Raw genomic sequence first — 24202 nt, 5'->3', positions numbered from 1 at the left:
TTCTAATATATTAGAGTAATAATTCGAGCAAGCCGGACAGTCGACTTTGCATCGGCTTGCTGGCGGACGGAGATGAGCACGGCTCGCAAGGGCCAGAGCCGGGGAGGAGGATCGATGCGGAGCGAGCCCGATATCCGAGCGCAAACCGGGCCGTCAGTGCCAAAGCGCGATACTTCGGTTGCAGGGCACGACGACGCGGTTGCGCGCGCCCTGCGACTGCATGGAGCCTGGCCCGACAACTGGGTTCCGGAAAGACCCGGTGTCGATCACGACGTGGTCGTGGTCGGCGGTGGTCAATCCGGGACGGCCATCGCTTTCGCTTTGCGGCGAGCGGGAATTGTCAGCACCAGCGTGATCGATGCCGCGGATGAAGGCAAAGAAGGCGTCTGGCTGACGACGGCGCGGATGAATTCCTTGCGCTCGCCCAAGATGCTGCCCGGGCCGGAACTCGGCATACCCGAGCTCGGTTTTCAGGCCTGGTATGAAGCACGATATGGCGAAGCCGCGTTCTCAAGCCTTACATTCATTCCGCGTCTCGACTGGTCGGCCTATCTCAAATGGTATCGGATGGCGGTTGGTGTCAGCGTTCGCTTTCAGACCCGCCTCGAAGGCATCGAAACCGTGGAAGACGGCCTGCGGCTTCGTCTCTCTGCCGGTGGCCATCCTGTCGAAGAGACTTGCCGAAAACTTGTTCTGGCTACTGGATTTGCCGGCAGTGGCCGCCTCAATATGCCGGCCTTCATCCGATCGGCACTGCCCCATGATCTCTACGCACATGCCGAAGAGCCGATCGATTTCGCGCCGCTGAAAAGTCGCCGGGTCGCGATCTTCGGTGCCGCTTCCGCCGCTTTCGACGCGGCAGCGGTCGCGCTTGAGAGCGGCGCGGCCAGTGTGCATCTCTTTTGCCGGCATGATGACATCGAGCGCTACTCGCTCATGCGCATGCTCTATTATCCCGGCTCCGTCGAGCACTTTCGAGAGTTGCCGGACCGGGAGCGCTGGCGCATCATGAGCATGCTTTGCCACCGTGCACAGGGCCCGGTGCCGGACACGGTGCGCCGGGTAGCGAAATTCGAAAACTTTCATCTCCATTTGGGCGCGCGCGATCCTGCACTGAGCTTGGACGGCGGAGCGATCCGCCTCGACCTGGCCGGCCGCGACACGGGCTTTCGGCTGGACTTCGTCATCGCCGGAACCGGCTACAGCGTCGATCTCGCGTCGCGGCCTGAGCTGGCCAACCTCGTCGACCGGATTGCGCTGTGGCGCGACCGCTTCCAGCCTGAGCCCGGCCATGAGAATGTCGAGCTGTCGCGTTACCCTTATCTGTCGCCGGGTTTTGCCTTCACCGAGAAGGAGCGGGGCACGGCACCCTTCCTCAGCAACATTCATTTCTTCAGCGCCGGCGCCATGCTCAGCAATGGCCGCAACCCCGGCGAGGTCAGCGGCATGCGCCATGGCATACCGCAACTGGTGTCGGCGATCGGCCGCGATCTTTTCCTGCAGGATGCCGGCGCCCATGTCGCGCGCATCCTGGCGCCGCCGCAACCGATCCTCGACGACGCGGAATACAGGGACCGGATCTGGAAGGAACGCACGCAGCCGGAAATCGCCGGCGTGGGTTCGGTCGGCGGTTGAAACGAGGAGTTACGAGCAATGGACAGTATGGCAAGTGTGGATCGGACGGCGGCTGAAAGCCTGATCCTTGAAGAGGCTCGCAAGATCCTGAAATGCGATGTCGTTGGGCGCCAGGATCATTTCCTCGATCTCGGCGGCGACTCGCTGATGGCCCCGATGCTCGCGGGACGCATCGAGGCTGCGTTGGGCTTTCGGCCTGAGCTTGAGGATATCTTCACCCGGCCATTCGGCGAACTGGCGGAACTCGTTGTTGCCGAACTATCGCACGGCTAAGAAGAAAGGGCCGCTTCTGCCGCCCTTCGTCTTGTTAGATGTCGTCGCGAAACACCTGTCGTTGCGTGCCCAGGCCTTCAATTCCAAGTTCCACGATATCACCAGCCTTGAGATAACGCGGCGGCTTGAAGCCTTGGCCGACGCCGGGCGGTGTACCCGTGGAGACAATGTCGCCGGGGTGTAGCGTCATGAACTGCGACAGATAGCTGATGACATGAGCGACGCCGTAGACCATGGTTTCGGTCGAGCCGTTCTGTTTCATCTCGCCGCTGACCTTCAGCCACATCTTGAGCTTCTGGGGATTGGCTACCTCGTCTCGCGTCACCAGCCAGGGGCCTATGGGGCCGAACGTGTCGCAGGATTTGCCCTTCGTCCATTGGCCGGAACGCTTGGTCTGGAAGTCGCGCTCGGACACATCGTTGACAACGCAATAGCCGGCGACATGCTCGAGCGCCTGTTCTTCCGAGATATATTTCGCCGGCTTGCCAATGACCACGCCGAGCTCGACCTCCCAGTCGGTTGCCGTTGAACCGCGCGGTATCAGAACGTCGTCATTTGGACCGCAGATGGCGGAGGTGGCCTTCATGAAGATCACCGGCTCCGGCGGTACCTCCAGGCCGGACTCGGCCGCATGATCAGCATAATTGAGCCCGATGCAGATGAATTTGCCGGTGCCGGCCACGCATGGACCGAGACGCTCGCCGGCCTCGACAAGCGGTAATTGGGACGGGTCGAGCGAACGCGTCCAGGAAAGGTCCGCCAGCCAACGGCCCCCAATGTCATCCACCACACCGGAAAGGTCGCGGATATGCCCATCTCCATCTATCAGGCCGGGGCGTTCTGAACCGGCCGAGCCGTATCGGAGAAATTTCATGTCTTACCTTTCAGGACTTGCCGGAGGGGATCAGGCTACGTTTGCAGCCTGACGCATCAGGTATGCGTTGAGGTCCCACGACTGAATGTCGATCAGCAATTCTGTCTCGGGCCGATTATATTTGGCGTGGAGACGAATCTTGTTCGGACGCGACGAAGTCGAGTTCACCACGTGAGATTTCGGATGAGGCACATGGATTCCAGACGCTGCCCTGCATGCTGCAAGTTCGGTTCCATTCTCGAACAATGCGAGGGCAAAATCGATGTCTTCCGCACCCCAGGTCTGGTAGGTCTCGTCGAAGCGGAAGCGATTGCCTAGGGTTTCGCGGCGCACCGAGAGGTTTGCGCCCCACGCAATACACCACGGCGCCGGGAGAGCCGAAACGTCGTCGTTGACGGACGCGTAAATGCCTTCGCGCAGATCGGGAAATTGGCCCGACTTTTTGAATTTTGCAATCATACTGTCGACGTCGGCGAGATCGAGCGTCGAAAGAGCGTCGTTCAGCGCCTCATCGTTATCGTCGTTATTGGAGAAGCCGTAGACATATCCGAACACGTACTTGTTCGGCCTGGCGTGCGCATCGACATGGGCCTGTACGAAACCGCTTGACACCACGACGCCGCAGTCCAGAAAAATGCAAACGGCGCCCTCAGCCAGATCGATGCCTTGATTGCGAGCCCGCGATAGGCGGTAGCCGCGATCTTCCTGGTACACGTAGCGGATTTGGCAGCTGTCTTTGAAGCCGCGGATCAATTCAAACGTATCGTCCGACGACCCATCGTCGACGACGATGATCTCGAAATCGTTCTTCGAAATCGAGCTTGCCTTTAGCGACTCCAGGTTCTGATGAAGCATGCCGCGCCGATTGTAGGTCGGGATGATGACGGTTGCCGCAAACTTGGGCTCTCTAGCCATAATAGTTCCATCCTTGGATTTCTTGATCTCAAGTCACTAGAAGCGACTGGCGGCTCGGACGAATTGACTGACACATGGTTGCGGCAGTCGGTTTGAAGCAGGCGGCTGGTCTGGATGCCGGAATGCCCACTCTCGTCGATCGCTACGTCTCTGAGTGCCGGTCGTGAGAGGCGCGTCAGTAGGTGGTGCGACCGCCCGACAGATCGAATGTCGAGGCAGTGGTGAAGCTGTTTTCCTTCGAGACAAGCCACGCGACCATTGCGGCAGCTTCATCGACTTCAAGCAGCCGACCGCGTGGAATGCGTGAGCGCATATATTCGATGTGCTCGGTCGTGAGCTGTTCGAGGATGCGTGTTTGCGCCGTGGCGGGCGATATGCAGTTCACCGCGATGTCATAATGCGCCAGTTCCTTGCCGAGGGACTTGGTCAAACCGATCACGGCCGCCTTCGAAGCCGAATAGGCCGCGGCATTCGGGTTGCCTTCCTTGCCGGCGACGGATGCTATGTTGACGATACGGCCGTAATTGCGCTCCTTCATGCCGGGTACCACGGCGCGATTGACGTAGAATGTGCCGTTGACGTTGATGTCGATGATCTTCTTCCAGACATCGACGTCATAAACGTCGAGCGGTGCCGCCGGGCCTGCGATGCCGGCGGAGTTCACGAGGATGGAGATCTTGTCGCCGATCTCCTCGGTCCTGGCGCGCGCCGCATCCACCGCAGCCCAGTCTGAAATGTCGACCACTACGGTGGTGGCAGCCTTGCCCAGTTCGTTCGCAGCCGCTCCAAGACGCACTTCATCCACATCCCAGAGCGTCACCGTGGCACCCGAGGCGACAAAGCGCTTGGCCATCGCGAGGCCGAGTCCCTGGGCACCGCCGGTCACCACCGCGTGCTGGCCTTCGAGATCAATCTTGTTCATGCGAGTGTTTCCTCCGGTGCAGACTTTTCGCGGAATTCCTGGAGACGAACGCCGTGTTGCAATATCGCCATCAGTTCCGATCTGACTTGATCGATACTGTTATATTAGTGTAATAAAGCCCGCAAGTATCATCCTTGGAATTTTCCAAACAGGTTGAGGAGGATCGTGTGAAGGTTAGTGAGCGGCGCGCCGTGGGCGCGACGGGGCTTGAAGTGACGGCGCTGGGAATGGGGTGCGCCTCGCTTGGCGGACTCTATGCATCGGTCGATGCCGAGACGTCGATGGCGACGCTTCAGGCGGCACTGGATGCCGGTATCGCGTATTTCGATGCCGCCCCTATGTACGGCCTTGGCCGGGCAGAGCATATGCTCGGTTATTTCCTTCGCGAATGCACGCCGCAGGCTCCCGCGATCGTCAGCACCAAGGTCGGACGGTTGATGGCGCATGCGCGGCCCGGCCGGTCCCTGCCGCCTGAGGCCACCAAGAATCCACTCGATGCCGGATGGCACAACGCGCTGCCGTTTCGCGAAGTCTTCGACTATTCCTACGACGCCATCATGCGCAGCTTCGACGACAGCCAGCAGCGGATGGGGCGGACACGTATCGACATCCTGTTCGTCCACGACATCGGCCGGCTTACCCACGCGAACGCTGCTGACTTTCATTGGTCTGCCTTGACCAAAGGCGGGGGCTTTAGGGCGCTTTCCGACTTGCGCGAGGCCGGCATCATCGGCGGCTTTGGGCTCGGCGTGAACGAGGCCGAAGTGGTTCTCTACGCCATGAACGAGGTGCGTCTCGATTGCACCTTGCTTGCTGGTCGTCACACGCTGCTGGAGCAGAACGCCGACACGCTGCTGGACAGGGCGCTTGCAGAGGGCATGTCGGTGGTCATTGGCGGCGTGTTCAATTCTGGCATTCTGGCCGCAGCTAACAGCGGCAATCGCAAATTCAACTACCAGGACGTTCCGCCCGAGGTCGCTCGTAAGGTGGACGAATTGGCGGCCGTGTGCGCCACGTTCAATGTGCCGCTGGCCGCGGCCGCCATCCAGTTCCCCTTTCGTCACCCCGCGGTGACCTCGGTGCTGATCGGTGCCAAGCATCCAGACCGAGTGCGCCAAAACGTCAGCTGGTTCGAGCAGGCCCTACCAGACGAATTGTGGCGCGTGCTTCAGACCAAGGGGCTGATTTCCTGAAGCGGATTGCAGTGACGGCTAAGCCTTTGGCGTTACATCGTAGCGCCAAGGCTCCAGGGCACGAACTCGTTGTCGCCATACCCGAGCGCTTCCGACTTGGTCCGCCCACCGGAGGCCACCCGCAAGATTTCCTCGAAGATCTCCCGGCCTTTTTGCTCCAACGTCACGCCGTCCAGGATGTCGCCGCAGTTGATGTCCATGTCCTCGTGCATTTGTTCGAAGATGAACGAGTTCGAAGCGAGCTTGATGGAAGGGGTCGGCTTGCAGCCGAAGGCCGAGCCGCGTCCGGTCGTGAAGCACAATATGTTGGCACCACCCGCCACCTGACCGGTTGCCGAGACCGGATCGTAGCCGGGCGTATCCATGAAGACGAGGCCGCGCTCAGTGATCGGCTCAGCATACTCCAGCACGGCGCGTAAATTGGTGGTGCCGCCCTTGGCCGATGCGCCGAGCGACTTCTCAAGGATGGTCGTCAATCCGCCCAACTTGTTGCCGGGCGAGGGATTGTTGTTCATCTCCATGTCGTGCCTGGCGGTGTAGTCCTCCCACCAGCGGATGCGTTCGATCAACTTTTCGCCGACAGCGTGACTTTCGGCGCGCCGGGTCAGAAGATGCTCAGCACCGTAGATCTCGGGCGTCTCCGAAAGCACGGCGGTTCCGCCTTGGGCAACGAGCAGGTCGACCGCGGCGCCCAGCGCGGGATTGGCGCTGATCCCGGAATAGCCGTCCGAGCCTCCGCATTGCAGTGCCAGCACCAATTCCGAGGCCGGTTGCGACGTGCGCTCGGCGGCGTTGACCATCGGCAGCATCTCGATGATTGCCCGGACCCCGGCGTCGACGGTCTTGCGCGTACCGCCGGTCTCCTGGATCGTCATGGTGCGGAAGGTCGTGCTCTCCTCGATGTTGTAGGATTGCATCCAGCGCGGAATCTGAAAGGCTTCGCAGCCAAGCCCAACCATCAGCACGCCGCCGACATTGGGATTGGTGGCGAACCCCCATTGTGTGCGCTTCAAGAGATCGTAGGCGGGCCCCTTGGTGTCGATGCCGCAGCCGGTGCCGTGGACCAACGAGATGATGCCGTCGATATTGGGGTAGTCGCGCAGGATGCCGGAGCGGTTGACTTCCTCGGCGATGAAGCGCGCGACGCTGGCCGAGCAGTTTACCGAGGTCAGCGTGGCGATGTAGTTGCGCGTGCCGACTTTACCGTTCGGCCGGCGGTAACCCTTGAACGTCGCCCGCTGGTGCTCGGGCAATATCTCCGTCTGCCTGGCATTGGCGCCGTATCCGTAGTCGCGCTCGAAATCACGCAGGTAAACGTTGTGCTCGTGCACCCATTCTCCGGCGGTGATCGACCCGCGAGCGAAGCCGATTGTCTGGCCGTACTTCACGATCGGCTCGTCAGTAGCGATGTCGCGTATGGCCATCTTGTGGCCGCGCGGGATGCGCGTCCTGGCCAAAACGTCGCCGGCTGTCTCGCCGGTTGCCACTGGGTCCACTGCTAGAGCGATGTTGTCGGCGGGCGAGAGCCTGATGAAGCGTGCCATTTCCATGTCTCTGAAGAAAGCGCTCGCCAGTCCCCGCGGCGAGAGATCGATAAAGCGGAATACTAATATAATAGAATGTCAATGGTCAAGCGTATAGCCCTCGAAAGCTCCGACGAGGGGTCGGCGAAGCGACTGTTGACTTGATACACTAGTATAACATACCCTGCTGCGAAGCTGGTTGCAGGACCGGCGGGAGGAAAACGGCACCCCCATCAGAATAGTGGCATCCCAAACCGAAAGGTCCTCAGACCGCTTCGCGGGATCGTTGGTGCAGCGTTGGCAGGTCATACGAGGCGGAATAGTTCCGCAAACCGACTGGCGCAGAGGAGATGCGACGTGGTTGGACGAAACAACTTTCCAAAGCTTCACAACGCGGCGTGGCCTGGCGTGGTTGGCAAGGGGGGAGAAGCGGGAGAGCCCATCATCGCCCTCGACACGTTGCTGGAGCTGACCTCCAAGGCCGAAGTCGATGGGCAGAGGTTTGACGGCATAGACCTGTGGCTCGCCGAGCCTCACTTCTCGATTGAGAGCGACAAAGATCAGGTCAAGCGCATGGTCGACTATATTGCAGGCTATGGCCTCAAGGTCGGCTCGTTTGTGGCGCCGATCTGGGCTGGTGCCGGCGGTGGATCGGCAATGGGCTCCGCAGAGGATCGCAAGCGCTTCGTTTCGCAGGTGCGTAAGGCGGCAGCCATCGGTGAGCAGATGCGCGCCCTGGGCATCAGACCGACCGGAGGCATTCGTATCGATTCCTCCAGCAGTGTCGCGGATTGGAACAAGAACCCGCAGGGTAACACCAGGCTCATCGCAGAGACTTTCCGGGAGGCAGGAAGGGCCGCCCAGGACCATGGCGAGTTCCTCGTTGCCGAGGGGGAGATCTGCTGGGGTGGTATGCAGTCATGGCGCCGGAACGTTGAGCTTCTTGAAGCGGTCGGCATGCCCGGTGTGGTCGGCTATCAGGCGGATATGGCGCATTCGATGCTTTTCACCCTCGGCCATAACGCCGAGCAGGATCGACTGCTCCCCGAAGGTTACGACTGGGAAGACCGTTCGGTGCTCGACGGGGCCTACAGGAGGGTCGCCGCCGCCCTTCGCCCCTGGACCTACGACTTTCACGTCGCCCAGAATGACGGCACCGTTTTCGGTTCAGGCGATCATGAGAAGACTGGCCGCCATGTCCAGGTCAACGACGCCAATGGCAAGCTCGATATCCCCAGACATGCCGGTTACTGGCTGCGCGACGAGGACGACAGGCTGACCAGAAAGATGCGCCACATCGCCTGGGACGGCTGCATGTTTCCCAACGAAGTGATGACCAGACAGCAGACTTGGAATGACGTCCTGGGCGCGATGATCAAGGTGCGTGAAGCTCACGGCTGGCGCGAGTGAGGCTCGGAGGCAATTCACATGGCCAAGAAAAAACTCAATATCGGCCTGGTTGGGGGCGGCTTCATGGGCCGCACTCACTCCAATGCCTTCCGTCAAGTCAGTCGGTTCTTCGATAATGAATACGAGCCGGTGCTGAAGGCTGTCGCTACACGCAGCGCCAAGCGGGCTGCCGATTTTGCAAGCAACTGGGGATATGACAGTTCCGAGAGCGATTGGCGTAGGCTGCTCGAGCGCAAAGATATCGACCTTATCGATATCGCCAGCCCTAATGACACTCACGCAGAGATTGCCATTGCGGCAGCCCAGGCCGGCAAGATGGTCATGTGCGAGAAGCCGCTCGGACGCAGCGCGTCTGAAGCCGAGAGGATGGTAGCGGCAGTTGAAGCAGCCAATGTGCCAAACATGGTCTGGTACAATTATCGCCGGGTGCCGGCAATTACGCTGATCAAACAGATGCTCGATGTAGGCAGGCTAGGTCGCATTTTCCACTATCGCGCGAAATTCCTGCAGGACTGGACCATCTCCGCTGACGTGCCGCAGGGTGGAACGGGAACATGGCGGCTCGACGCAAACATTGCTGGCAGCGGCGTCACCGGCGACTTGCTAGCGCATTGCATCGACACCGCGCTATGGCTCAATGGTGCGATCGATAGCGTGACGGCTGCGACTGAAACTTTCATCAAACAACGTCAGCATGCTCACAGCGGCAAAGTCGAAGAGGTTAAGATCGACGATGCCAGCGCCTTCCTGGCACGTTTCGAAAACGGATCGCTCGCTACCTTCGAGGCAACCCGCTACGCTCGCGGCCATAAGGCACTCTATACACTGGAGATCAATGGCGAGAGGGGTTCTGTTGCCTGGGACCTGCACGATCTGCACCGCTTGGCTTATTTCGATCATGGAGAAGATGGGCAGCTTCGTGGATGGCGCTCGATTCATATCACGGACGGAGATCACCCCTACATGGACCGCTGGTGGGTTCCTGGCCTTCAGATCGGGTACGAACACAGCTTCATACATCAGGTCGCCGACTTCCTGAGCAGTCTCGCGGGCGAGCAGCCGGCTGCTCCTACGTTCCGCGATGCGCTCCAGACGGACTATGTCACCGATGCGGTGCTGGCATCGGCGAAATCGGGACGCTGGGAGGCAGTCAAGGGATGAGCTGTCGACTGATCCCGACAACGACGTTCCGCTCGGGGTCCGTGTCGCGGGCGCAGTGAACGGCCTGCCGTCGGCCGGTCAAGCATCAATCCAAGTGGAAGACCTCCTCCATCGCCGCCCACCATTCTCCGTGGGTGCGGGTCGGCAGTGGCTGCTGCATCGGTTCGCACAGTTCCCACCACTTGCGCATTGCCGGCGACTCACCCATGCGCGCTGCATCCGCTGCGAAATCGTCGCCGTGATATTCCCAATAGGCGAAAAGCAGGTTCTCCGGCTCTCGCAGGAAAATGGAATAGTTCCGGATCTTGGCGCGACTGATGACGTCAAGCACGTCTCGCCAGACGTCGGCATGGACCCGTTTGTACACTTCGATAGCCTCGGCCTTCAGGCCAATGCAAAGCCCCATTCTTTTCATGAGAGGTCTCGCCTAGTTTTGTGCTGCCATGTCCTCAGTCGAGGAGTTCGGCAGCAACTTCGAGCGTGTTGCGGAACGACGTCTCCAGATGGCTCTCCATCGCCTGCGCGGCGGCCTCGGCGTCATGGCGCTTCAGGGCGCTGAGAATGGCTTCATGCTGTTCGATGGTCTGTTCGCCATAGCCCGGCTTGGGGATTGCAAGGTAGCGGCCGCGGTCCATCTGTGCCTTGGAGATGTCGACCGCACGCCAGATCATCGGCAGCCCGCAGATCTCGGCTATGGTGCGATGGAAGATGTCGTCGAGCTGAATCGCCACGGCATAGCGCCCGCGGGAAATCGCGAGCTTATGCGCTGCCATGTTGTCTTCCAGGAGCTCGACTGCCTGGGGTGTCATCTTGACGGCGGCGCGCCTGGCACTTTCCATTTCCAGCGCCCGGCGGATAACGTAAGCCTCTTCCAGATCGGCTTGGCTGATCGGCGCGACATAGGTACCGGTCTGCGCCAGGATCTTGACCAGGCCTTCATCGCTGATGCGTTTGACCGCCTCGCGCACCGGCGTGCGTGAAACACCAAGCGCCTCGGCTATGGCAATCTCGTTGATGATTTCGCCCGGCTTCAGTCGGCCCACGACGATCATATTGCGGATCATGTGGTATATCTGGTCGCGCAATGGCAGCGCGCGATTCAGGGCCGAGGGGTCGAGGTCCATGAAAATTCCATTCTTCGTCCACGCCAATTGATGACGTTATATTAGAATGTCAATCGGAATGCACCTGCAGATGTGACCGTAACCATCGTTAAAAAGTCGCCGAAAACGTCCTTGCCAGAACTGTTATATTAGTGCAATAGTGCCGGCCGTCGCGATAACAACGTTGCGGCGAAGGCGGTGCCAGGGTCATTCGAGCGAATGCCCTCGCGGTCGGTTGAGGAGCTGATTCCGCACTTCGACAATTCGTCCCTGTGCTTGGCGCACAGGGTTATCTTGCCAGGGAGGACCAAGCCGGAAATGACTGCGGTGTCGGATTGCGCCCTGGATATGCGGGGCATCAGCAAGACGTTCCCGGGCGTGAAGGCGCTTTCCAACGTCAATTTTGCCGTCAAATTCGGAAGCGTCCACGCTGTGGTTGGTGAGAATGGCGCCGGCAAATCCACCCTGATGAAAGTGCTCAACGGCTCCCATGCGCCAACCAGCGGTACCATAAAGATCGCCGGCACCGAAGTGCGCATGCGTAGACCGGCCGACGCTCAAGCACTCGGCATCCGCATGGTGCATCAGGAGATCAATCTCGTCCCCGATCTGACCGTCGCCGAGAACGTCTATCTCGGGCGTATGCCGGGCAAATGGAGTTATCTGCGCAAAGGTGAAATGATCAGAAAAGCCGCTGCCGTGCTTAACGAGCTCGGCGCCGCGATCAATCCACACGAGCGGCTCGGCAACCTGTCGATTAGCCAGCAACAGCTCGTCGAGATCGCCAAGGCCTACGCAGCCCAGCCGCGCATCATCGTGTTAGATGAGCCGACGTCGTCGCTCAGCGAACATGAGACCGCGGCGTTGTTTCGGATCCTGCGCAAGATGCGCGACGACGGAATCGCCATCATCTACATCAGCCACCGGCTGAAGGAGGTGCTGGAGATCGCCGACGAAGTCACCGTGCTGCGCGACGGCTCCATGATCGAGACACGGCCCATCGAGGGCATCACCGCCGGCGAAATGATCAGGCTGATGGTCGGCCGCGAGGTGAGCAATGTCTTCCCAAAGAGTGCCGTCGAGGTTGGCGCCTCGGTGCTGCGCGTCGAGCGCATAAGCGACGGCGCGAGTTTCCAGGATGTCAGCTTCGATGTGCGGGCGGGTGAGATCCTCGGCCTGACCGGTCTCGTCGGCGCGGGGCGTTCCGAGGTGGCGCGCGCCATCTTCGGTCTCTCGCGCATCGTTGAAGGGAATGTGAGCATCAACGGGCGCAAGGTCGTTATCAACTCGCCGTCGGCCGCGGTGCGCGCTGGGATCGCCTATGTCCCCGAAGATCGCAAGGGTGACGGCATCGTGCCTGGCATGTCGGTGCGCGAAAACATCAGTTTGCCTATCCTGCGTCGGCTAACCAGCTTCGGTCGCATTAGGGCCAATGCCGATCGTTCTTTGTCGGCCGCTTACGTCAAACAGTTCTCCATCTCGCCGCCGGACGGCGAACGGCGCATCAATCTTCTGTCGGGCGGCAACCAGCAAAAGGCGGTCATCGCCAAATGGCTTGCGGCCAAGCCTGCCGTTTTGATCCTCGACGAGCCGACGCGCGGGGTAGATGTCGGGGCCAAGGCCGAGATCCATCACATCATCGGTCAACTCGTTGCCAATGGCATGGCGGTGGTGATGATTTCGTCGGAGCTGCCCGAAATCCTTGGCGTGTGCGACCGCGTTGTGGTGATGCGGGACGGTCGCGCATCGCAGCCGCTGATCCGTGCCGAGCTCAGCGAGGAGCGCATCATGGCGCTTGCGACGGGGGAGGAAGCGGCGTGACGGACGCAGCCATGGAGATGAGCGGTGTGAACCGCAACGATCGCTTTACGCGGGGCAGCCGGCTTGTCCACATGCTGTCGAAGGCGGGACTTGCACTGGCCATCCTCGCGGTCGGACTCTACGGATCCTTTGCTAGCCCGGCCTTCTTCACCACCGGCAATCTTCTCAATGTTCTGACCTCGATGTCGATCGTCGGCATCGTCGTGGTCGGCATGACATTCGTCCTCGTCGTTGGCGGCTTGGCCGATCTCTCGGTGCCTGCCACGATTGCCTGCGGCGCAATTCTTTCGCTGGGGCTGCAGCCGATGATCGGTCCGGTGCCCGCTTTCGCCCTGGCGATGATGCTGGCGGGATTGATCGGCCTGCTCAACGGCGTTCTCGTCGGCTATGTCGGCATCAATCCGATTATTGCCACGCTTGGCGTCGGAACCATCGGCCTCGGCATTGTTCAAGCGGCGGTCGGAGGCGTCATCGTGTACGGTTCAAACGCCGCCTCGGCGGAATTCGCCAAGGGGCGGCTACTCGGGATTCCGGTCGTGGTGGTGATCTTTCTGGTCATCGCGCTGATCGGCCACTTTGTTCTATCCAGATCCTTCTGGGGGCGCTGGACGCTTGCGACCGGCGGAAACTACAATGCCGCCGAGGCAAGTGCCGTGCCGGTCAAGGCGGTCAAGACCGGCGCCTTCGTCATCACGGCGCTCGCCTCCGGCATCAGCGGCGGCCTGCTTGGCCTTACCTTGCAGAGCGCGCGGCCACTGATCGGCGCGGGCTATGAATTCAGCGCCATCACAGCTGTGGTCGTCGGTGGTGTTTCGATCATCGGCGGATTTGGCTCGGTGCCGCGAGCGCTTGCCGGCCTGGTCTTCGTGCAGCTTTTGACCAACGTCATGGTGCTGGAAGGCGTCCGTACGCCGATCCAGGGCTTCGTCTTGGGCACCTTGATCGTTGGCGCCGTCGGCATGGATGCTGCACTACGCAAGCGAGGAGTGGCCTGATGCGCTTTCTTACCCTTGCCTCCCGTTATCGTGTGCTCGTCATCTTCGGTCTGACGCTCTTAGTCTCGGCCTTGGTCGTGCCCGGCTATCTTTCGGCCTCGACGCTCGGCCTGGGACTCGACCGGGCCGCCACCATCGGCTTGATCGCGATTGGTCTGACGGTTCTCCTGATCGCCGGCCAGATCGATCTGTCGGGCGGCGCCGTGTTCGCGCTGGCCGGTATCATCTCGGTTATGCTGCAACGCGAGATCGGCATTCTACCCGCGGCGCTCGTCGGGGTTCTAGTGGGTGTGGTGGCCGGTGCAATCAACGGCGCCCTGATCGTCGGTTTGAAAGTCAACTCGCTGGTCCTGACGCTGGCCACTATGCTGATCTTCCGTTCGCTGGCGCACTGGATCACCAACAGCCAGCCGGTGACGGGTACCGACATCATGCTGTCACTGGCGCTGGCCGAAATCTACCTCGAGATTTTCACCATCCGCAGTGCCTTGTTCATCACCCTGATCGTGCTCCTCCATATTTGGCTGACGCGCACGATACCCGGCCGCAATGTCTTCGCCGTGGGGTCCAATCCGGCTGCCGCCAAGGAAAGTGGTATTGCCTCGGATCGTATGGTCTTTCTAGGCTTCGTCTTCGCCGGCACGCTGGCGGGTCTCGCTGGCGTGCTCCAAAGCCTGATCACCAACACCGGTTCGCCCGTCTTCGGCTCGGAACTGACGGTTGCCGTCATCGCCGCCGTCGTCGTCGGTGGAACCCGTCTGGAAGGCGGCAGAGGATCAGCTCTCGGCACGCTGGGTGGTGTGCTGACCATCGGGTCGATGACCATTGCGATGGAGTTCCAGTCCATACCCGCATATGTCCAGCAGGTCGTGTCCGGGCTGATCCTGATCCTGCTCGTCGTGCTCGATCGGACCGTAATTTCCAAGGGGAGGGCTCCGGGCACACGCCCTGCGCTCATTCGCGACCAACCAGTCATTGAGGGAGGAAAAATATGATTGGCAACAAGAGCGTGTTCCAAATTGCCGTGGTGGCGTTTCTGGCATCGACCGGATTGGCGAGCGCCAAGACCGTCTGCTACGTAACGGCAGCGGATTCGCATGCCTATGCGACGCCGGCCAACAAGGCGCTTGAGGCGCGCGCCAAGGAGCTGGGCGTCGAGGTGCTGAGCCTCAGCCAGGACTTCGACGTTCAGAAGGGTACCGAGCAGCTCAACACCTGCGTGGCACGCAAGGTCGATGGCATCATCCTATGGCCGCTCGACCCGCAGGCTTATATTCCGGGTCTTGCACGGGCGCAGCAGGCGAAGATCCCTGCGATCCTTATCAACTCGCCAATGAGCGACGATGCCAAGCCTTTCATCAAATCGTTCACCGGCCCGGACGTCTATGACGAGGGCAAGATGGCGGCAGATTCCCTAAGCAAGGCGCTGAACGGCAAAGGTTCCGTGGTCGTCATCGCTGGCCAGGCAGGCAACGGCACGACCATAGGCCGTGTGAACGGCTTTACCGATCGCCTCAAGGAAGCCAAATCCGAGATCAATGTGCTGGACACCGTCAATGCCGACTTCGATCAGCAGAAGGCGCTGGTTGTCAGTCGAGATCTGATCACCCGCTTTGGCGACCAGATCAACGGTGTCTATGCCAATGACGACACAATGGCGCGCGGTTTCATCGACGCCTGGAAGGAAGCCAATCCGTCCAAGCCGACGCCGCCGATCGTCGGCATCAACGGCCAGAAGGATGCTTTCGAATCCATCAAAAGCGGCGAGATGTACGCGACCATCGTGCAGTCGCCCGTCGAGGATGGCCGCCTCGCGATCAACACCATCGCCGAGATCATTGACGGCAAGGAGGTCAAGGACCGGCTGCCGATCCCGCTGACCGTCGTCACCAAGGACAACGTGGGTTCTGTCGAACCGGCATTCTGATCGCAAGGCCGGCCCGGTTTGCCCGGGCCGGCCGCCCGCTGTCGCTTTGCGGCGACTGATGACTGGCTATGTCCTCGCTGGGAGCGCCGGATTCTGCCGCGAGATCGACGAGGATCGACCATGAAGTTCAGCCTGATCTTCTTTTCGAACTCCTATCCGCAAGAGGCGGGGGGCGCCTATGCGGTGATCTCTGAAATGGCGCGGTACGGCGATCGCCATGGCTTCGAGGCGGTGTGGATTCCGGAGCGCCACTTTCACACCATGGGCGGCATCTACCCCAATCCAGCGGTTGTCGCCGCCTATCTGGCTTCGATCACCAGCAACATCCGATTGCGGGCTGGCAGCGCCGTGGCGTCGCTCCATCATCCGGCAAGTGTCGTGGAATCCTGGTCGGTGGTAGACAATCTCTCCAACGGCCGCGTTGATCTTGCTCTGGCCAGCGGCTGGAACGTCAACGACTTCGTGCTCGCGCCATCGGCTTACGCCAACCTGCGCGACATCTGGTTCGAGCGCATCGACGAAATTCGCGCGCTTTGGCGAGGGCAGCCGGTTAGCTATCCGAACGGCGCCGGCAAGCCGACGCCGATCACTACCTATCCACGTCCTATACAGAAAGAACCAAACCTTTGGCTGACGGCGACGAAGCAACCGGAGACTTTCCGGCGCGCCGGCGAGCTCGGTATGAACGTGCTGACCATGCTTGCGGGCATTTCGCTCGAGCAATTGGCGCAAAAGACGGCACTGTACCGGGAAGGACGCGAGCGCGCCGGTCTCGATCCCGATACAGGCACGGTCACCTTGATGCTGCACACATTCGTGCACGAGGATATCGATACGGTGCATCGGGCGGTCCGGGGACCTTTCCTCGACTACATCAAGACCAGCCTGATGAGCCATTTGCAGGGCGGTGCAGTCGATGTCGGCCGCCAGCTTTCGGCCGAAGAGGTCGACCAGATGGCGGAGTATTCCTTTGAACGCTATTTCAGCACGGCGGCGTTATTCGGCACAGTGGCCGAGACGCGTAAGTTCGCGTTGGCCGCGAGGGAAGCCGGCGTGGGCGAGATTGCCTGCCTGCTGGACTACGGCCCGTCGGTGGCCGACATGCGCGCGAACCTTCCTTTCCTTGCCGAACTGAAGCATAGCCTTGAAGCTGTCGAAGCCTAGCGTCATGAGGCTCGAGCCGACAAACAGTGCTGGCGCGCGAGAGGAAGCTCCGACGCGTCCAGCCCCTATTGCGATCGTCGGCATGTCGTGCCGCTTTCCAGGTAGCACTGGGCCCGATGCCTATCACCGCACGCTGATCAAGGGGCAAGATTTGTTCTCGCCGCCGCCACGGGAGCGTTGGCACTGGTGTTCGGACGACCGTATCGCCGTGCCGAAGGTTGGCGCGCTGGTCGATATTTTCGACTTCGACAACGCACTCTTCCGTATCTCGCCACGTGAGGCCGAGGCAATCGATCCCCACCAGCGTCTGATGTTGGAAGAGGCATGGCTGGCTATCGAAAATGCCGGCTACCGGCTGGAGCACTTCAGGCGTAAGACAACGGGGGTGTTCATCGCGGTCTACAATCCGGATTTCCAGTTCTACGCGCGCGCGGGAGACTGGGACGAAATCACCCGTCTATATCTCGCCACCGGCGCGGCGCACACGATGGTGCCCAACCGGATCTCCTATGTCTTAGACCTCAAGGGTCCGAGCGAGGTAGTGGATACGGCCTGCTCCAGCGCGTTGGTCGCCGTCCACCGTGCCATCGAGGCCATCAGGAGCGGCGAGTGCGAGCAAGCGATCGTCGGCGGTGTGAGCCTGTTGCTGGAGCCCAGCCGACTGGTCAGGCTGCAGGAGCTGGGATTACTCAGCGTTACGGGAGAAAGCGCGCCCTTCGACAGGGATTCGCGTGGACAGGTGCTGGGCGAGGGCGCTGCGGCACTGATCCTCAAGCCGCTGCGGCAAGCGCTCGAGGACCGCGATACGATCCATGCTGTGGTGCACGGCAGTGGCGTCAATCACCAGGGTGCGTCGTCCGGCGGACTCACGCGTCCGAGTGCGCTCGCGCAGGCCGAGTTGATCGCCAGGACGTGGCGGCGGCACGGCCTCGATCCGCACGCGGCCTGTTATGTCGAGGCGCATGGTAATGGCGGCGGTGGCGACCTCAGCGAACTTTTGGCGTTCCAAGACGTCTTCAGTGCCGGGGTCACGATCGGTTCCGTCAAGGGCAATATTGGGTTCCTCGAGGCGGCCGGCGGCATGTCGCAGATCATCAAGGTCGTCACGGCGATGCGGTACGGTATCATGCCGGCAACGCGCTCGCATCGCCACTTGATCGAAGATGCTGCTCTGCGCCCGGAGTACCTGCGTGTGCTCAGCGACAACACGTCTGTGAGCGATCTTTCCCTGGACAGGCCCTTCCTGGCCGGCGTTCACGCCTATGGGTTGGGAGGTTGCAACGCGCATATTGTGCTCGGCGAGCCTGCCCGTTCACTTGAGGACCGAAACGAACATGCGTTGCCTCTCCTGCTCTCAGGCGACGACGAGGCTGAACTTGCCGCATCGGTCGGCAACTTGCTGCAATGGCTACGGCAGGCCCCTTCGGCTTCGCTTGACGATATCTGCTTTACCCTCGCGGCGGGACGGTCCCACAAGGCACGGCGAGCGGCCTTTCCATGTCTGTCAAAGGCGGCGCTCGTCGGCTGGCTGGGAACTGCCTTACATGACTTTGAGCGGGCGCGAAACGATGTCGATCCAACGATTCTGGACGAGGACATCCGCAGGGCGATGTTCCATTGGCTTGAAGGGACCGACGTCGCTTGGGAGCGGCTCATATCGCAAGGAAACCGCATAGAACTCGCACCGGTGCCGCTTCGCCGCCGCCGCTTTCCACTGCCGGCGATCGCCCCTGCTGATCTCATGGGTGAATGCCGAGACGCCTCGGCCTAACCAAACGTGCCCAGGATTTCCCGTCAGGGTGTTTCTACGCGCGACCCCCGCAAGCGCAAGGCCGGTCTCCCCAAAGGCTGCCAAAGGACCAACCCAAGGCTGACGCAGAGAGCAAGTGCCCCCGCGATCTGGAAGATGGCCACGACCGAAATCTGCTGCGCAATGCCGCCGGCAGCAAGCAGGGCAGCGACATGGGAAAGCCTGATCGTGTTCGAATAAATAGCGCTTGCGTGGGCGGGCCGATCAGGCAGGCGCTCCTGCAATATGATCAGGCTCAGTCCCATCATGACGCCTGCCACGATCCCGTGGATGACGCTGAGCAACACGATCGTTGACACGCTGTCGATTAAGGAAACGGCCACGAAGAAGCCTAGCAGCATAGTGCTCGACACCGCCAGCATCGTGGCCTGTCCGGCTCGCGAAACAATCACGTTCGAGCAAACGATCAACGGGATCTCCACGGCCGCTGCGATCGCGAAGGCCAAGCCGACATGGTATTCGCTGCCACCGACCTGGACGATACGCCAAGGAATGCCAAGTGCGCAGACCGCCAGCAGAAAGTGAATGGACGCAAGCGCGGAAATGATCACGAGGATCGAAGCGGGTTTTTTGTCAGGCGCTTCCGGTGCGAGCTTGTGTTCACCCGCCGTAGCTTCCAGCTGCGACGAGCGTAGCGCCATGGCTCCGATGATCAACGACAGCAACGCATAAGCCCCGGCAATGGTAAGAAAGAGCGCCGTCGGAGATTGCCATGCAGCAATCAATCCGCCGAGCGGCGGGCCGATCACCCAGCCGCCGCTGGCGACCGCACGGATGATCGCGGTGGACGATCTGGCATGGACAATGGCTAACGCCATAAGCTGCGAAAACAGGCTACCCGCGATGGCAAGCAGCGATGCAAAGATAACCAGGAAGCCAAGATAACTCGTTATGAACGCCAGGATCAGTGCACCGGCCAGCCCGCAAAGGGCGGATCCGATGACGATCGGATAGCGCAGCCGCGCAGCATCGCCGATCCTGCCGACACCATAGGTCGCTGCGGAGGACGCTAACGTTCCTGCGACCAGCAGAAGACTTGCCTCGAAGTAGCTGGCATGGAGCTCCAAGGTCAGGAAAACAGGCATGACTGTAGCCAGCGCCGAACTCGTGCAGGCGTTGATCATGATGCAGAGTGCGAGGGTTCTTACCCCTGGTGAAATTACTCTGAAGGGCATACGCTAGCTTGTTACACTAATATAACAAACGCAATGCAATTTGTCCTATTGGCGACATTGATGATCGAAATCGTCGGCAGCTGGCTTCGCTCGCGCATCGCAAGTCCCTCCCATCTGCCCGCTGACGTGACCGAAATCCGACGATGGGTCACTTCGGTGAGGTACTGGATCCGGCATGAGCCGGGCAGATGAGGCTTCGAACGAGCCAGTCCTTAAATCGGATGCATTACCATTCATTGGCCGCTTCCAATTGCAGTCGATAGTAGACCTCCCCTGTGGTCACTGCGAACCGGACTGTCCGTTCTGGGCCCGTGCTGCCAAGCGCGATTTCTAGGCCTCCGCGTTACAAAGCGACCAAAGATGTCGGAACCTATCCAACAGAGAACTCGCTTGAATGGCGATTTCAGCCACATCAGATTCGCACACAACGCGCCGGTTAACGGACCGCAAGTTCCCGCGGTTGCGCCCTCCCGCAACCAAGACAAAGGCCCGGTTCATCCGGGCCTTTTTCATTTTGAGCGGCGGAATTGCAGGCTTTATCCTCTCCGGGGCGGCTTCAATTCCATCAACCCGGCCTTGGCCGATTTTTTGTTGCTGGTTCCGTTTCGTGCCTCGGCAAGCCGGGCCCCTCGAGTGCCATTCAATCGTGCGTTTCGCCATCGTAAACCGTGGCTCGCATCGATGGGCGCTGCAGAAAGGCGCGGAACCACTTCGACAGTCGCGGCCTTCCCTGTTCGAAGGCAGGCAGATTGCGGAATGCCAGCCAGTCGAGGGCGCTGGCGACAGCGATGTGGCCGACATGCAGCGGTTCATCGAACTCAGTGGACTGTTCGAGATAATCGTAGGATTCGACCAGCTTCGTCTTCATCCCTTCCGCGAGCGCGAGATAGCGCAGATGCTCCGGACGGCGCGAAGTCTCCCAGCGCAAAGCGATGCCGGCTTCGCACATGCCTTGAGCAACGGCCTGCATCCGCAGGGCTGCCCAGCGCCGGGGCCCCGTAGCCGGGATCAGGGAGGTCTGCCTGTTGAGCGTTTCAAGATAGTCGCAGATCACGACGGAATCGAAGATCGTCTCGCCATCCGATAGGACTAGAACCGGCACTTTGCCCAGCGGGTTGACCGCAAAGACTTGGTCGTTGCGATTGGTTGGGCTGGTTTCATGGTGAATGACACGCAATTGCCCGGCGAGCCCGGCTTCATGCGCGAACACCAGAACCTTGCGCGCATAGGGGGAGTGGGTTTGATAAAGAAGGTCCATTGTCGATCCGATTTGAACGTTTGAGCGAGGCGTATGGCACGATGCATGTGTCGCACCTTCTCCGTTCGCCAACAGAGAAGCTGTCGCGTCCGGTCGTGCATTTCCGTGCTGCTGAAATAGTATTGCGTCAAAGAGGATATTGGCGCTGCATATACTATCGGCTAGCGAGCGAAATTTGCGCCAGCGCCTATATCGACAAGCATTCTCGCTCGCTGCGAGCCTGACGGCCGAGAGCGGCTACTCGGCAATCAATTGCGGCGGCATGTGCAGGTAACGCGCTGCCTTGCGCTTGGCAGCGATGTCTCTCCAGACGAATTCGACCTGATCGGTGGTCAAGCCAACTGCGTCAGCAGTGTCCGAGGCCGCCACTTCATGGTCCAGCGCGTAGAGGCAAAGGTCCATCTGGTCGTATGGCAGCACAAAGTAGAATTCTTCCTGTGTCTGCGGCAACGAATAGGTGTCCGTCGTCGGCGGCCGTGCGCATATCTCGGCTGGCACGCCCAGATATTCGGCGAGCCTGTAAACCTGCGTCTTGTAGAGATGCGCGATCGGCTTGATGTCGGCGGCTCCATCGCCGTTCTTGACGAAGAAGCCCTGGTCGTATTCCAGCCGGTTCGGCGTGCCGAGCACGGCATAGTTCAACCTGTCGGCATGATAGTATTCCAATTGCTTGCGGGTACGCTGCTTCATGTTGGTGGCGGCGACGATGCCGAGATAGGTCTCGAGCGGCAGCCGCAGCTTCCTCTCCACACCGTCCGGCGAGCGCACGACCAGCGACGAGATATTGTAGCCTCCGGTGGTGAGGCCGTTGTCGAAGACGATCTTGGACGCCCACCCCGGGCCGTAATCCGGCTCGACCTGGCGAATAAAGGCATCGCGTCGCTCATAACACCCCATCGCGGCCAGCATTGGCGCCATATCTTCTTTGGTGCGTTCGATGCCGAATGTATCGGCCACCAACGTTCCAAGACGCAGGCTGTCGGGATCGGAGTCGGCCTCGGGCATCAGCAGCGCAAAGACGTTGCCAGCGCCCAGCGCCCGCACCGCCAGCGCAGCGCAGACGCTGGAATCGATGCCGCCGGAAAGGCCGAGGACCAGCCCACGTCGGCGCAGATCCTTGCGCAGGCTTTCACGAATTGCATCGGCAATGCGGTCGGTTTCCGCTGCCGGATCGAAATCGAGCGCAGCGGCCGAAAAGCGGATGGTCATACATCAGGCCCTTTTCTGAGGTGCATCGCTGCCGCCAGCCGGCGGCTGAGCTTGCCGCTGTCGGTCTTCGGCAAAGCAGCGACGAATTCAATCGTCTTGGGAACCATATAGTCTTCGAGCTGACGTGCGCAGTGGCGCAGCACGTCGCGTTCGGTCAGCTGCGGATCGGCCAACACCACAAAGGCCTTGATGGACTGTCCGAGTACCGGGTCGGGGACGCCTGTCACGAGCGCTTCAGCGATGCCGGGCAGCGCATGCAGGACGGTCTCGACCTCCTTCGGCGCTACCTTTTCGCCTCGCGATTTGATGATGTCGTCTCGGCGGGCGATGAAAGTGAGGAAGCCGTCGGCGTCGGCGGTGAAAAGGTCGCCGGTATGGAGCCGCAACGTACCGGTTTCCGGATGTGGGCGGAGCGCCAGAGCGGTCGCTTCCGGTGCTTCCCAATAGCCTTTCATGACATTCGGCCCGGTCACCACCAACTCGCCAATGTCATCAGGTTTTGCCGGTTTGCCGGCTTCGTCCACGACATAGGCTTGCGAACCGGGGATGGCGATGCCAACGGAGCCAGGGCGTGTCTCCAACTGCTCAGACGGCAGATAGGTGGCGCGGATGCACTCGGTCTGCCCGTACATCGAATAGAGACGCACACCAGGCAGCACGGTTCTTAGCCGGCGAATATGGTCGACCGGCAACGGTGCGGCAGCACTGGTGATGTAGCGCAAACTGGCGAACAGGGCGGCGTCAAAGTCCTTCATCTGCAGCATCATGGCGACCATCGACGGCACCAATGGGAAGCCTGTGGCGCGCTCATCCCGTAGGCGCTCGAAGACGGCATAGGGGAAAGCAAAGGACTTTTCGAGAACGAGCGTCGCGCCGCTGAAGACCGCGGTCAGCAGTTGCGTCAGTCCATAACCGAAGGACAGTGGCAGCACGCTGAGGATGACGTCGTCTGCGGTGTTCTCGAGATAGGAGGCGATGGAAGATGCGGCGGCATCGAGATTGGCGTGCGCCATCGTCACGCCCTTCGGGTCGCCTGTGGAACCGGACGTGTAGAGAATTGCTGCGAGATCGTCCTCTTGCCGACCGTCGTCGATCATCGACACCGGTTCGGCGCGCGGAGAGTTCTCGAGAAGGGGCGCATCCGGAAGCGCGGCGTGCGGCTCCGTCAGCAGAATGTGGATCGGTGTCGGGAATTGCGATGCGGCTTCGGCAAGGATGGGGGCCAGCCTGCCTTGCGCCATGATGGCGGTGGGGCGGCAATGGTTGATTAGGAATGCGATGCGTCCGGCCTTGGCTGACGGATTGACCGGCACCAGCACCGCATCGGCCATCCAGACTGCGAAAATGGAAAGCACGGCCTCGAGGCCATTGTCCATGAACACCAGGACGCGATCGCCCCGTCGCACGCCGGCGACGGCAAGTGCACTGGCGATGCGCTCTGCCGACTGCCTGAATTCGGCATAGTTGATCCGCCGGTCGCCACAGACCAGCGCCGTCTTCAGGCCAGCATCGGCTGCACGTGCGCGAAGATGATCTTCGAGACGCATCTGCAGCCTGCCCTTTACTTGGCTCGTTTGCCGTCGATGTAGGCGACGATGCGGGCGATCGAATCGAGATTAGCCGGAACGATCTCGCGGTCTTCGACCTTGAAGCCGAACTCTTTCTCGATGTGGCCGACCAGTTCGAGGATGCCTGTGGAATCGACAAGGTCGTTGTCGATCAGCGACATATCATCGGGCAACGGGTGGTTGTCGTCGCCAAACAGAAAGTTCTCGATGATGAAGGCGCGGATCGCCGTTTTGGTGTCATCTGCCATGGTCTCTGTCCCGGTGTT

22 protein-coding genes are annotated in these 24202 nt (G+C 60.6%); 11 read left to right on the top strand and 11 right to left on the bottom strand.

Annotated features, from left to right (window positions below):
* The first annotated feature begins 114 nt into the window (after positions 1-114).
* Both ACFWXH_RS25570 and ACFWXH_RS25565 read left to right on the top strand, forming a co-directional pair.
* Positions 115-1635, top strand: coding sequence for an FAD/NAD(P)-binding protein (locus ACFWXH_RS25570; protein ID WP_379124111.1), 1521 nt, complete (start codon positions 115-117; stop codon positions 1633-1635).
* A gap of 18 nt (positions 1636-1653) precedes the next feature.
* On the top strand, positions 1654-1908 hold the full coding sequence (locus tag ACFWXH_RS25565; protein ID WP_379124110.1) for a phosphopantetheine-binding protein: 255 nt from the start codon (positions 1654-1656) through the stop codon (positions 1906-1908).
* Positions 1909-1942: 34 nt separating this feature from the next.
* On the opposite strand, the gene ACFWXH_RS25560 is transcribed toward ACFWXH_RS25565, so the two are convergent.
* From ACFWXH_RS25560 to ACFWXH_RS25550, 3 genes are all read right to left on the bottom strand, one after another.
* Entirely contained in the window at positions 1943-2782 is an 840-nt protein-coding gene (locus tag ACFWXH_RS25560; RefSeq protein ID WP_379124109.1) for a fumarylacetoacetate hydrolase family protein, read from the bottom strand.
* 30 nt (positions 2783-2812) lie between these two features.
* Positions 2813-3697, bottom strand: a complete 885-nt coding sequence (locus ACFWXH_RS25555) for a glycosyltransferase (protein ID WP_379124108.1) — start codon at positions 3695-3697, stop codon at positions 2813-2815.
* Between the two features lie 175 nt (positions 3698-3872).
* Positions 3873-4619, bottom strand: a complete 747-nt coding sequence (locus tag ACFWXH_RS25550) for an SDR family NAD(P)-dependent oxidoreductase (protein WP_379124107.1) — start codon at positions 4617-4619, stop codon at positions 3873-3875.
* Positions 4620-4846: 227 nt separating this feature from the next.
* On the opposite strand from ACFWXH_RS25550, the gene ACFWXH_RS25545 reads away from it, so the two are divergent.
* Positions 4847-5812: an aldo/keto reductase gene (locus ACFWXH_RS25545; protein WP_379124417.1), complete on the top strand. Its 966-nt coding sequence runs from the start codon at positions 4847-4849 to the stop codon at positions 5810-5812.
* 32 nt (positions 5813-5844) lie between these two features.
* Here ACFWXH_RS25545 and ACFWXH_RS25540 read toward each other — a convergent pair whose 3' ends face one another.
* Positions 5845-7356, bottom strand: coding sequence for a UxaA family hydrolase (locus tag ACFWXH_RS25540; protein ID WP_379124106.1), 1512 nt, complete (start codon positions 7354-7356; stop codon positions 5845-5847).
* Between the two features lie 336 nt (positions 7357-7692).
* Between ACFWXH_RS25540 and ACFWXH_RS25535 the strand changes: the two genes are divergently transcribed.
* Entirely contained in the window at positions 7693-8745 is a 1053-nt protein-coding gene (locus ACFWXH_RS25535) for a TIM barrel protein (protein WP_379124105.1), read from the top strand.
* An 18-nt stretch (positions 8746-8763) separates the two neighbouring features.
* Positions 8764-9906: a Gfo/Idh/MocA family protein gene (locus ACFWXH_RS25530; protein ID WP_379124104.1), complete on the top strand. Its 1143-nt coding sequence runs from the start codon at positions 8764-8766 to the stop codon at positions 9904-9906.
* A gap of 85 nt (positions 9907-9991) precedes the next feature.
* On the opposite strand, the gene ACFWXH_RS25525 is transcribed toward ACFWXH_RS25530, so the two are convergent.
* Positions 9992-10321: an L-rhamnose mutarotase gene (locus ACFWXH_RS25525; RefSeq protein ID WP_379124103.1), complete on the bottom strand. Its 330-nt coding sequence runs from the start codon at positions 10319-10321 to the stop codon at positions 9992-9994.
* Positions 10322-10355: 34 nt separating this feature from the next.
* On the bottom strand, positions 10356-11030 hold the full coding sequence (locus ACFWXH_RS25520; RefSeq protein WP_379124102.1) for a GntR family transcriptional regulator: 675 nt from the start codon (positions 11028-11030) through the stop codon (positions 10356-10358).
* A 297-nt stretch (positions 11031-11327) separates the two neighbouring features.
* On the opposite strand from ACFWXH_RS25520, the gene ACFWXH_RS25515 reads away from it, so the two are divergent.
* The 6 genes from ACFWXH_RS25515 to ACFWXH_RS25490 all read left to right on the top strand — a co-directional run bounded on the left by ACFWXH_RS25515 (position 11328) and on the right by ACFWXH_RS25490 (position 18687).
* Positions 11328-12830 carry a sugar ABC transporter ATP-binding protein gene (locus ACFWXH_RS25515; protein WP_379124101.1) on the top strand — a complete coding sequence of 501 codons (1503 nt, stop codon included), beginning with the start codon at positions 11328-11330 and terminating at the stop codon, positions 12828-12830.
* A complete protein-coding gene (locus ACFWXH_RS25510; RefSeq protein WP_379124100.1) occupies positions 12827-13825 on the top strand; it encodes an ABC transporter permease in 999 nt (332 codons plus the stop codon). The genes ACFWXH_RS25515 and ACFWXH_RS25510 overlap by 4 nt, the downstream gene beginning before the upstream one ends.
* Complete coding sequence (locus ACFWXH_RS25505; RefSeq protein WP_379124099.1) at positions 13825-14820, top strand: ABC transporter permease; 996 nt, start codon at positions 13825-13827, stop codon at positions 14818-14820. Before ACFWXH_RS25510 ends, ACFWXH_RS25505 begins: the two co-directional genes overlap by 1 nt.
* Positions 14817-15752: a sugar ABC transporter substrate-binding protein gene (locus ACFWXH_RS25500; RefSeq protein WP_379124098.1), complete on the top strand. Its 936-nt coding sequence runs from the start codon at positions 14817-14819 to the stop codon at positions 15750-15752. The genes ACFWXH_RS25505 and ACFWXH_RS25500 overlap by 4 nt, the downstream gene beginning before the upstream one ends.
* A 120-nt stretch (positions 15753-15872) precedes the next feature.
* Positions 15873-16916, top strand: coding sequence for a MupA/Atu3671 family FMN-dependent luciferase-like monooxygenase (locus ACFWXH_RS25495; protein WP_379124097.1), 1044 nt, complete (start codon positions 15873-15875; stop codon positions 16914-16916).
* Entirely contained in the window at positions 16897-18687 is a 1791-nt protein-coding gene (locus ACFWXH_RS25490) for a beta-ketoacyl synthase N-terminal-like domain-containing protein (protein WP_379124096.1), read from the top strand. The genes ACFWXH_RS25495 and ACFWXH_RS25490 overlap by 20 nt, the downstream gene beginning before the upstream one ends.
* 23 nt (positions 18688-18710) lie before the next feature.
* Here ACFWXH_RS25490 and ACFWXH_RS25485 read toward each other — a convergent pair whose 3' ends face one another.
* The 5 genes from ACFWXH_RS25485 to ACFWXH_RS25465 all read right to left on the bottom strand — a co-directional run bounded on the left by ACFWXH_RS25485 (position 18711) and on the right by ACFWXH_RS25465 (position 24184).
* Entirely contained in the window at positions 18711-19901 is a 1191-nt protein-coding gene (locus ACFWXH_RS25485) for an MFS transporter (protein WP_379124095.1), read from the bottom strand.
* A gap of 640 nt (positions 19902-20541) precedes the next feature.
* The gene (locus ACFWXH_RS25480) at positions 20542-21159 is read right to left on the bottom strand and encodes a glutathione S-transferase family protein (protein WP_379124094.1); all 618 of its coding nucleotides are present in this window, start codon (positions 21157-21159) and stop codon (positions 20542-20544) included.
* Positions 21160-21396: 237 nt separating this feature from the next.
* Positions 21397-22368, bottom strand: coding sequence for an NAD(+) synthase (gene nadE, locus ACFWXH_RS25475; RefSeq protein WP_379124093.1), 972 nt, complete (start codon positions 22366-22368; stop codon positions 21397-21399).
* On the bottom strand, positions 22365-23915 hold the full coding sequence (locus ACFWXH_RS25470) for a class I adenylate-forming enzyme family protein (protein ID WP_379124092.1): 1551 nt from the start codon (positions 23913-23915) through the stop codon (positions 22365-22367). The genes nadE and ACFWXH_RS25470 overlap by 4 nt, the downstream gene beginning before the upstream one ends.
* A gap of 14 nt (positions 23916-23929) precedes the next feature.
* Positions 23930-24184: an acyl carrier protein gene (locus ACFWXH_RS25465; protein ID WP_379124091.1), complete on the bottom strand. Its 255-nt coding sequence runs from the start codon at positions 24182-24184 to the stop codon at positions 23930-23932.
* Positions 24185-24202 lie beyond the last annotated feature (18 nt).

It is taken from the genome of Mesorhizobium sp. NPDC059054 (assembly GCF_042739215.1).
GTDB lineage: Bacteria > Pseudomonadota > Alphaproteobacteria > Rhizobiales > Rhizobiaceae > Mesorhizobium.
Note: the sequence above shows the minus strand (reverse complement) of the source record. Positions and strands in the feature narration are given on the sequence as shown.

Coding starts and splice junctions, on each gene's coding strand:
- ACFWXH_RS25570 (WP_379124111.1), top strand. CDS start 115: ATGCGGAGCGAGCCCGATATCCGAGCGCAAACCGGGCCGTCAGTGCCA.
- ACFWXH_RS25565 (WP_379124110.1), top strand. CDS start 1,654: ATGGACAGTATGGCAAGTGTGGATCGGACGGCGGCTGAAAGCCTGATC.
- ACFWXH_RS25560 (WP_379124109.1), bottom strand. CDS start 2,782: ATGAAATTTCTCCGATACGGCTCGGCCGGTTCAGAACGCCCCGGCCTG.
- ACFWXH_RS25555 (WP_379124108.1), bottom strand. CDS start 3,697: ATGGCTAGAGAGCCCAAGTTTGCGGCAACCGTCATCATCCCGACCTAC.
- ACFWXH_RS25550 (WP_379124107.1), bottom strand. CDS start 4,619: ATGAACAAGATTGATCTCGAAGGCCAGCACGCGGTGGTGACCGGCGGT.
- ACFWXH_RS25545 (WP_379124417.1), top strand. CDS start 4,847: ATGGGGTGCGCCTCGCTTGGCGGACTCTATGCATCGGTCGATGCCGAG.
- ACFWXH_RS25540 (WP_379124106.1), bottom strand. CDS start 7,356: ATGGCACGCTTCATCAGGCTCTCGCCCGCCGACAACATCGCTCTAGCA.
- ACFWXH_RS25530 (WP_379124104.1), top strand. CDS start 8,764: ATGGCCAAGAAAAAACTCAATATCGGCCTGGTTGGGGGCGGCTTCATG.
- ACFWXH_RS25525 (WP_379124103.1), bottom strand. CDS start 10,321: ATGAAAAGAATGGGGCTTTGCATTGGCCTGAAGGCCGAGGCTATCGAA.
- ACFWXH_RS25520 (WP_379124102.1), bottom strand. CDS start 11,030: ATGGACCTCGACCCCTCGGCCCTGAATCGCGCGCTGCCATTGCGCGAC.
- ACFWXH_RS25515 (WP_379124101.1), top strand. CDS start 11,328: ATGACTGCGGTGTCGGATTGCGCCCTGGATATGCGGGGCATCAGCAAG.
- ACFWXH_RS25505 (WP_379124099.1), top strand. CDS start 13,825: ATGCGCTTTCTTACCCTTGCCTCCCGTTATCGTGTGCTCGTCATCTTC.
- ACFWXH_RS25500 (WP_379124098.1), top strand. CDS start 14,817: ATGATTGGCAACAAGAGCGTGTTCCAAATTGCCGTGGTGGCGTTTCTG.
- ACFWXH_RS25495 (WP_379124097.1), top strand. CDS start 15,873: ATGAAGTTCAGCCTGATCTTCTTTTCGAACTCCTATCCGCAAGAGGCG.
- ACFWXH_RS25485 (WP_379124095.1), bottom strand. CDS start 19,901: ATGCCCTTCAGAGTAATTTCACCAGGGGTAAGAACCCTCGCACTCTGC.
- ACFWXH_RS25480 (WP_379124094.1), bottom strand. CDS start 21,159: ATGGACCTTCTTTATCAAACCCACTCCCCCTATGCGCGCAAGGTTCTG.
- nadE (WP_379124093.1), bottom strand. CDS start 22,368: ATGACCATCCGCTTTTCGGCCGCTGCGCTCGATTTCGATCCGGCAGCG.
- ACFWXH_RS25470 (WP_379124092.1), bottom strand. CDS start 23,915: ATGCGTCTCGAAGATCATCTTCGCGCACGTGCAGCCGATGCTGGCCTG.
- ACFWXH_RS25465 (WP_379124091.1), bottom strand. CDS start 24,184: ATGGCAGATGACACCAAAACGGCGATCCGCGCCTTCATCATCGAGAAC.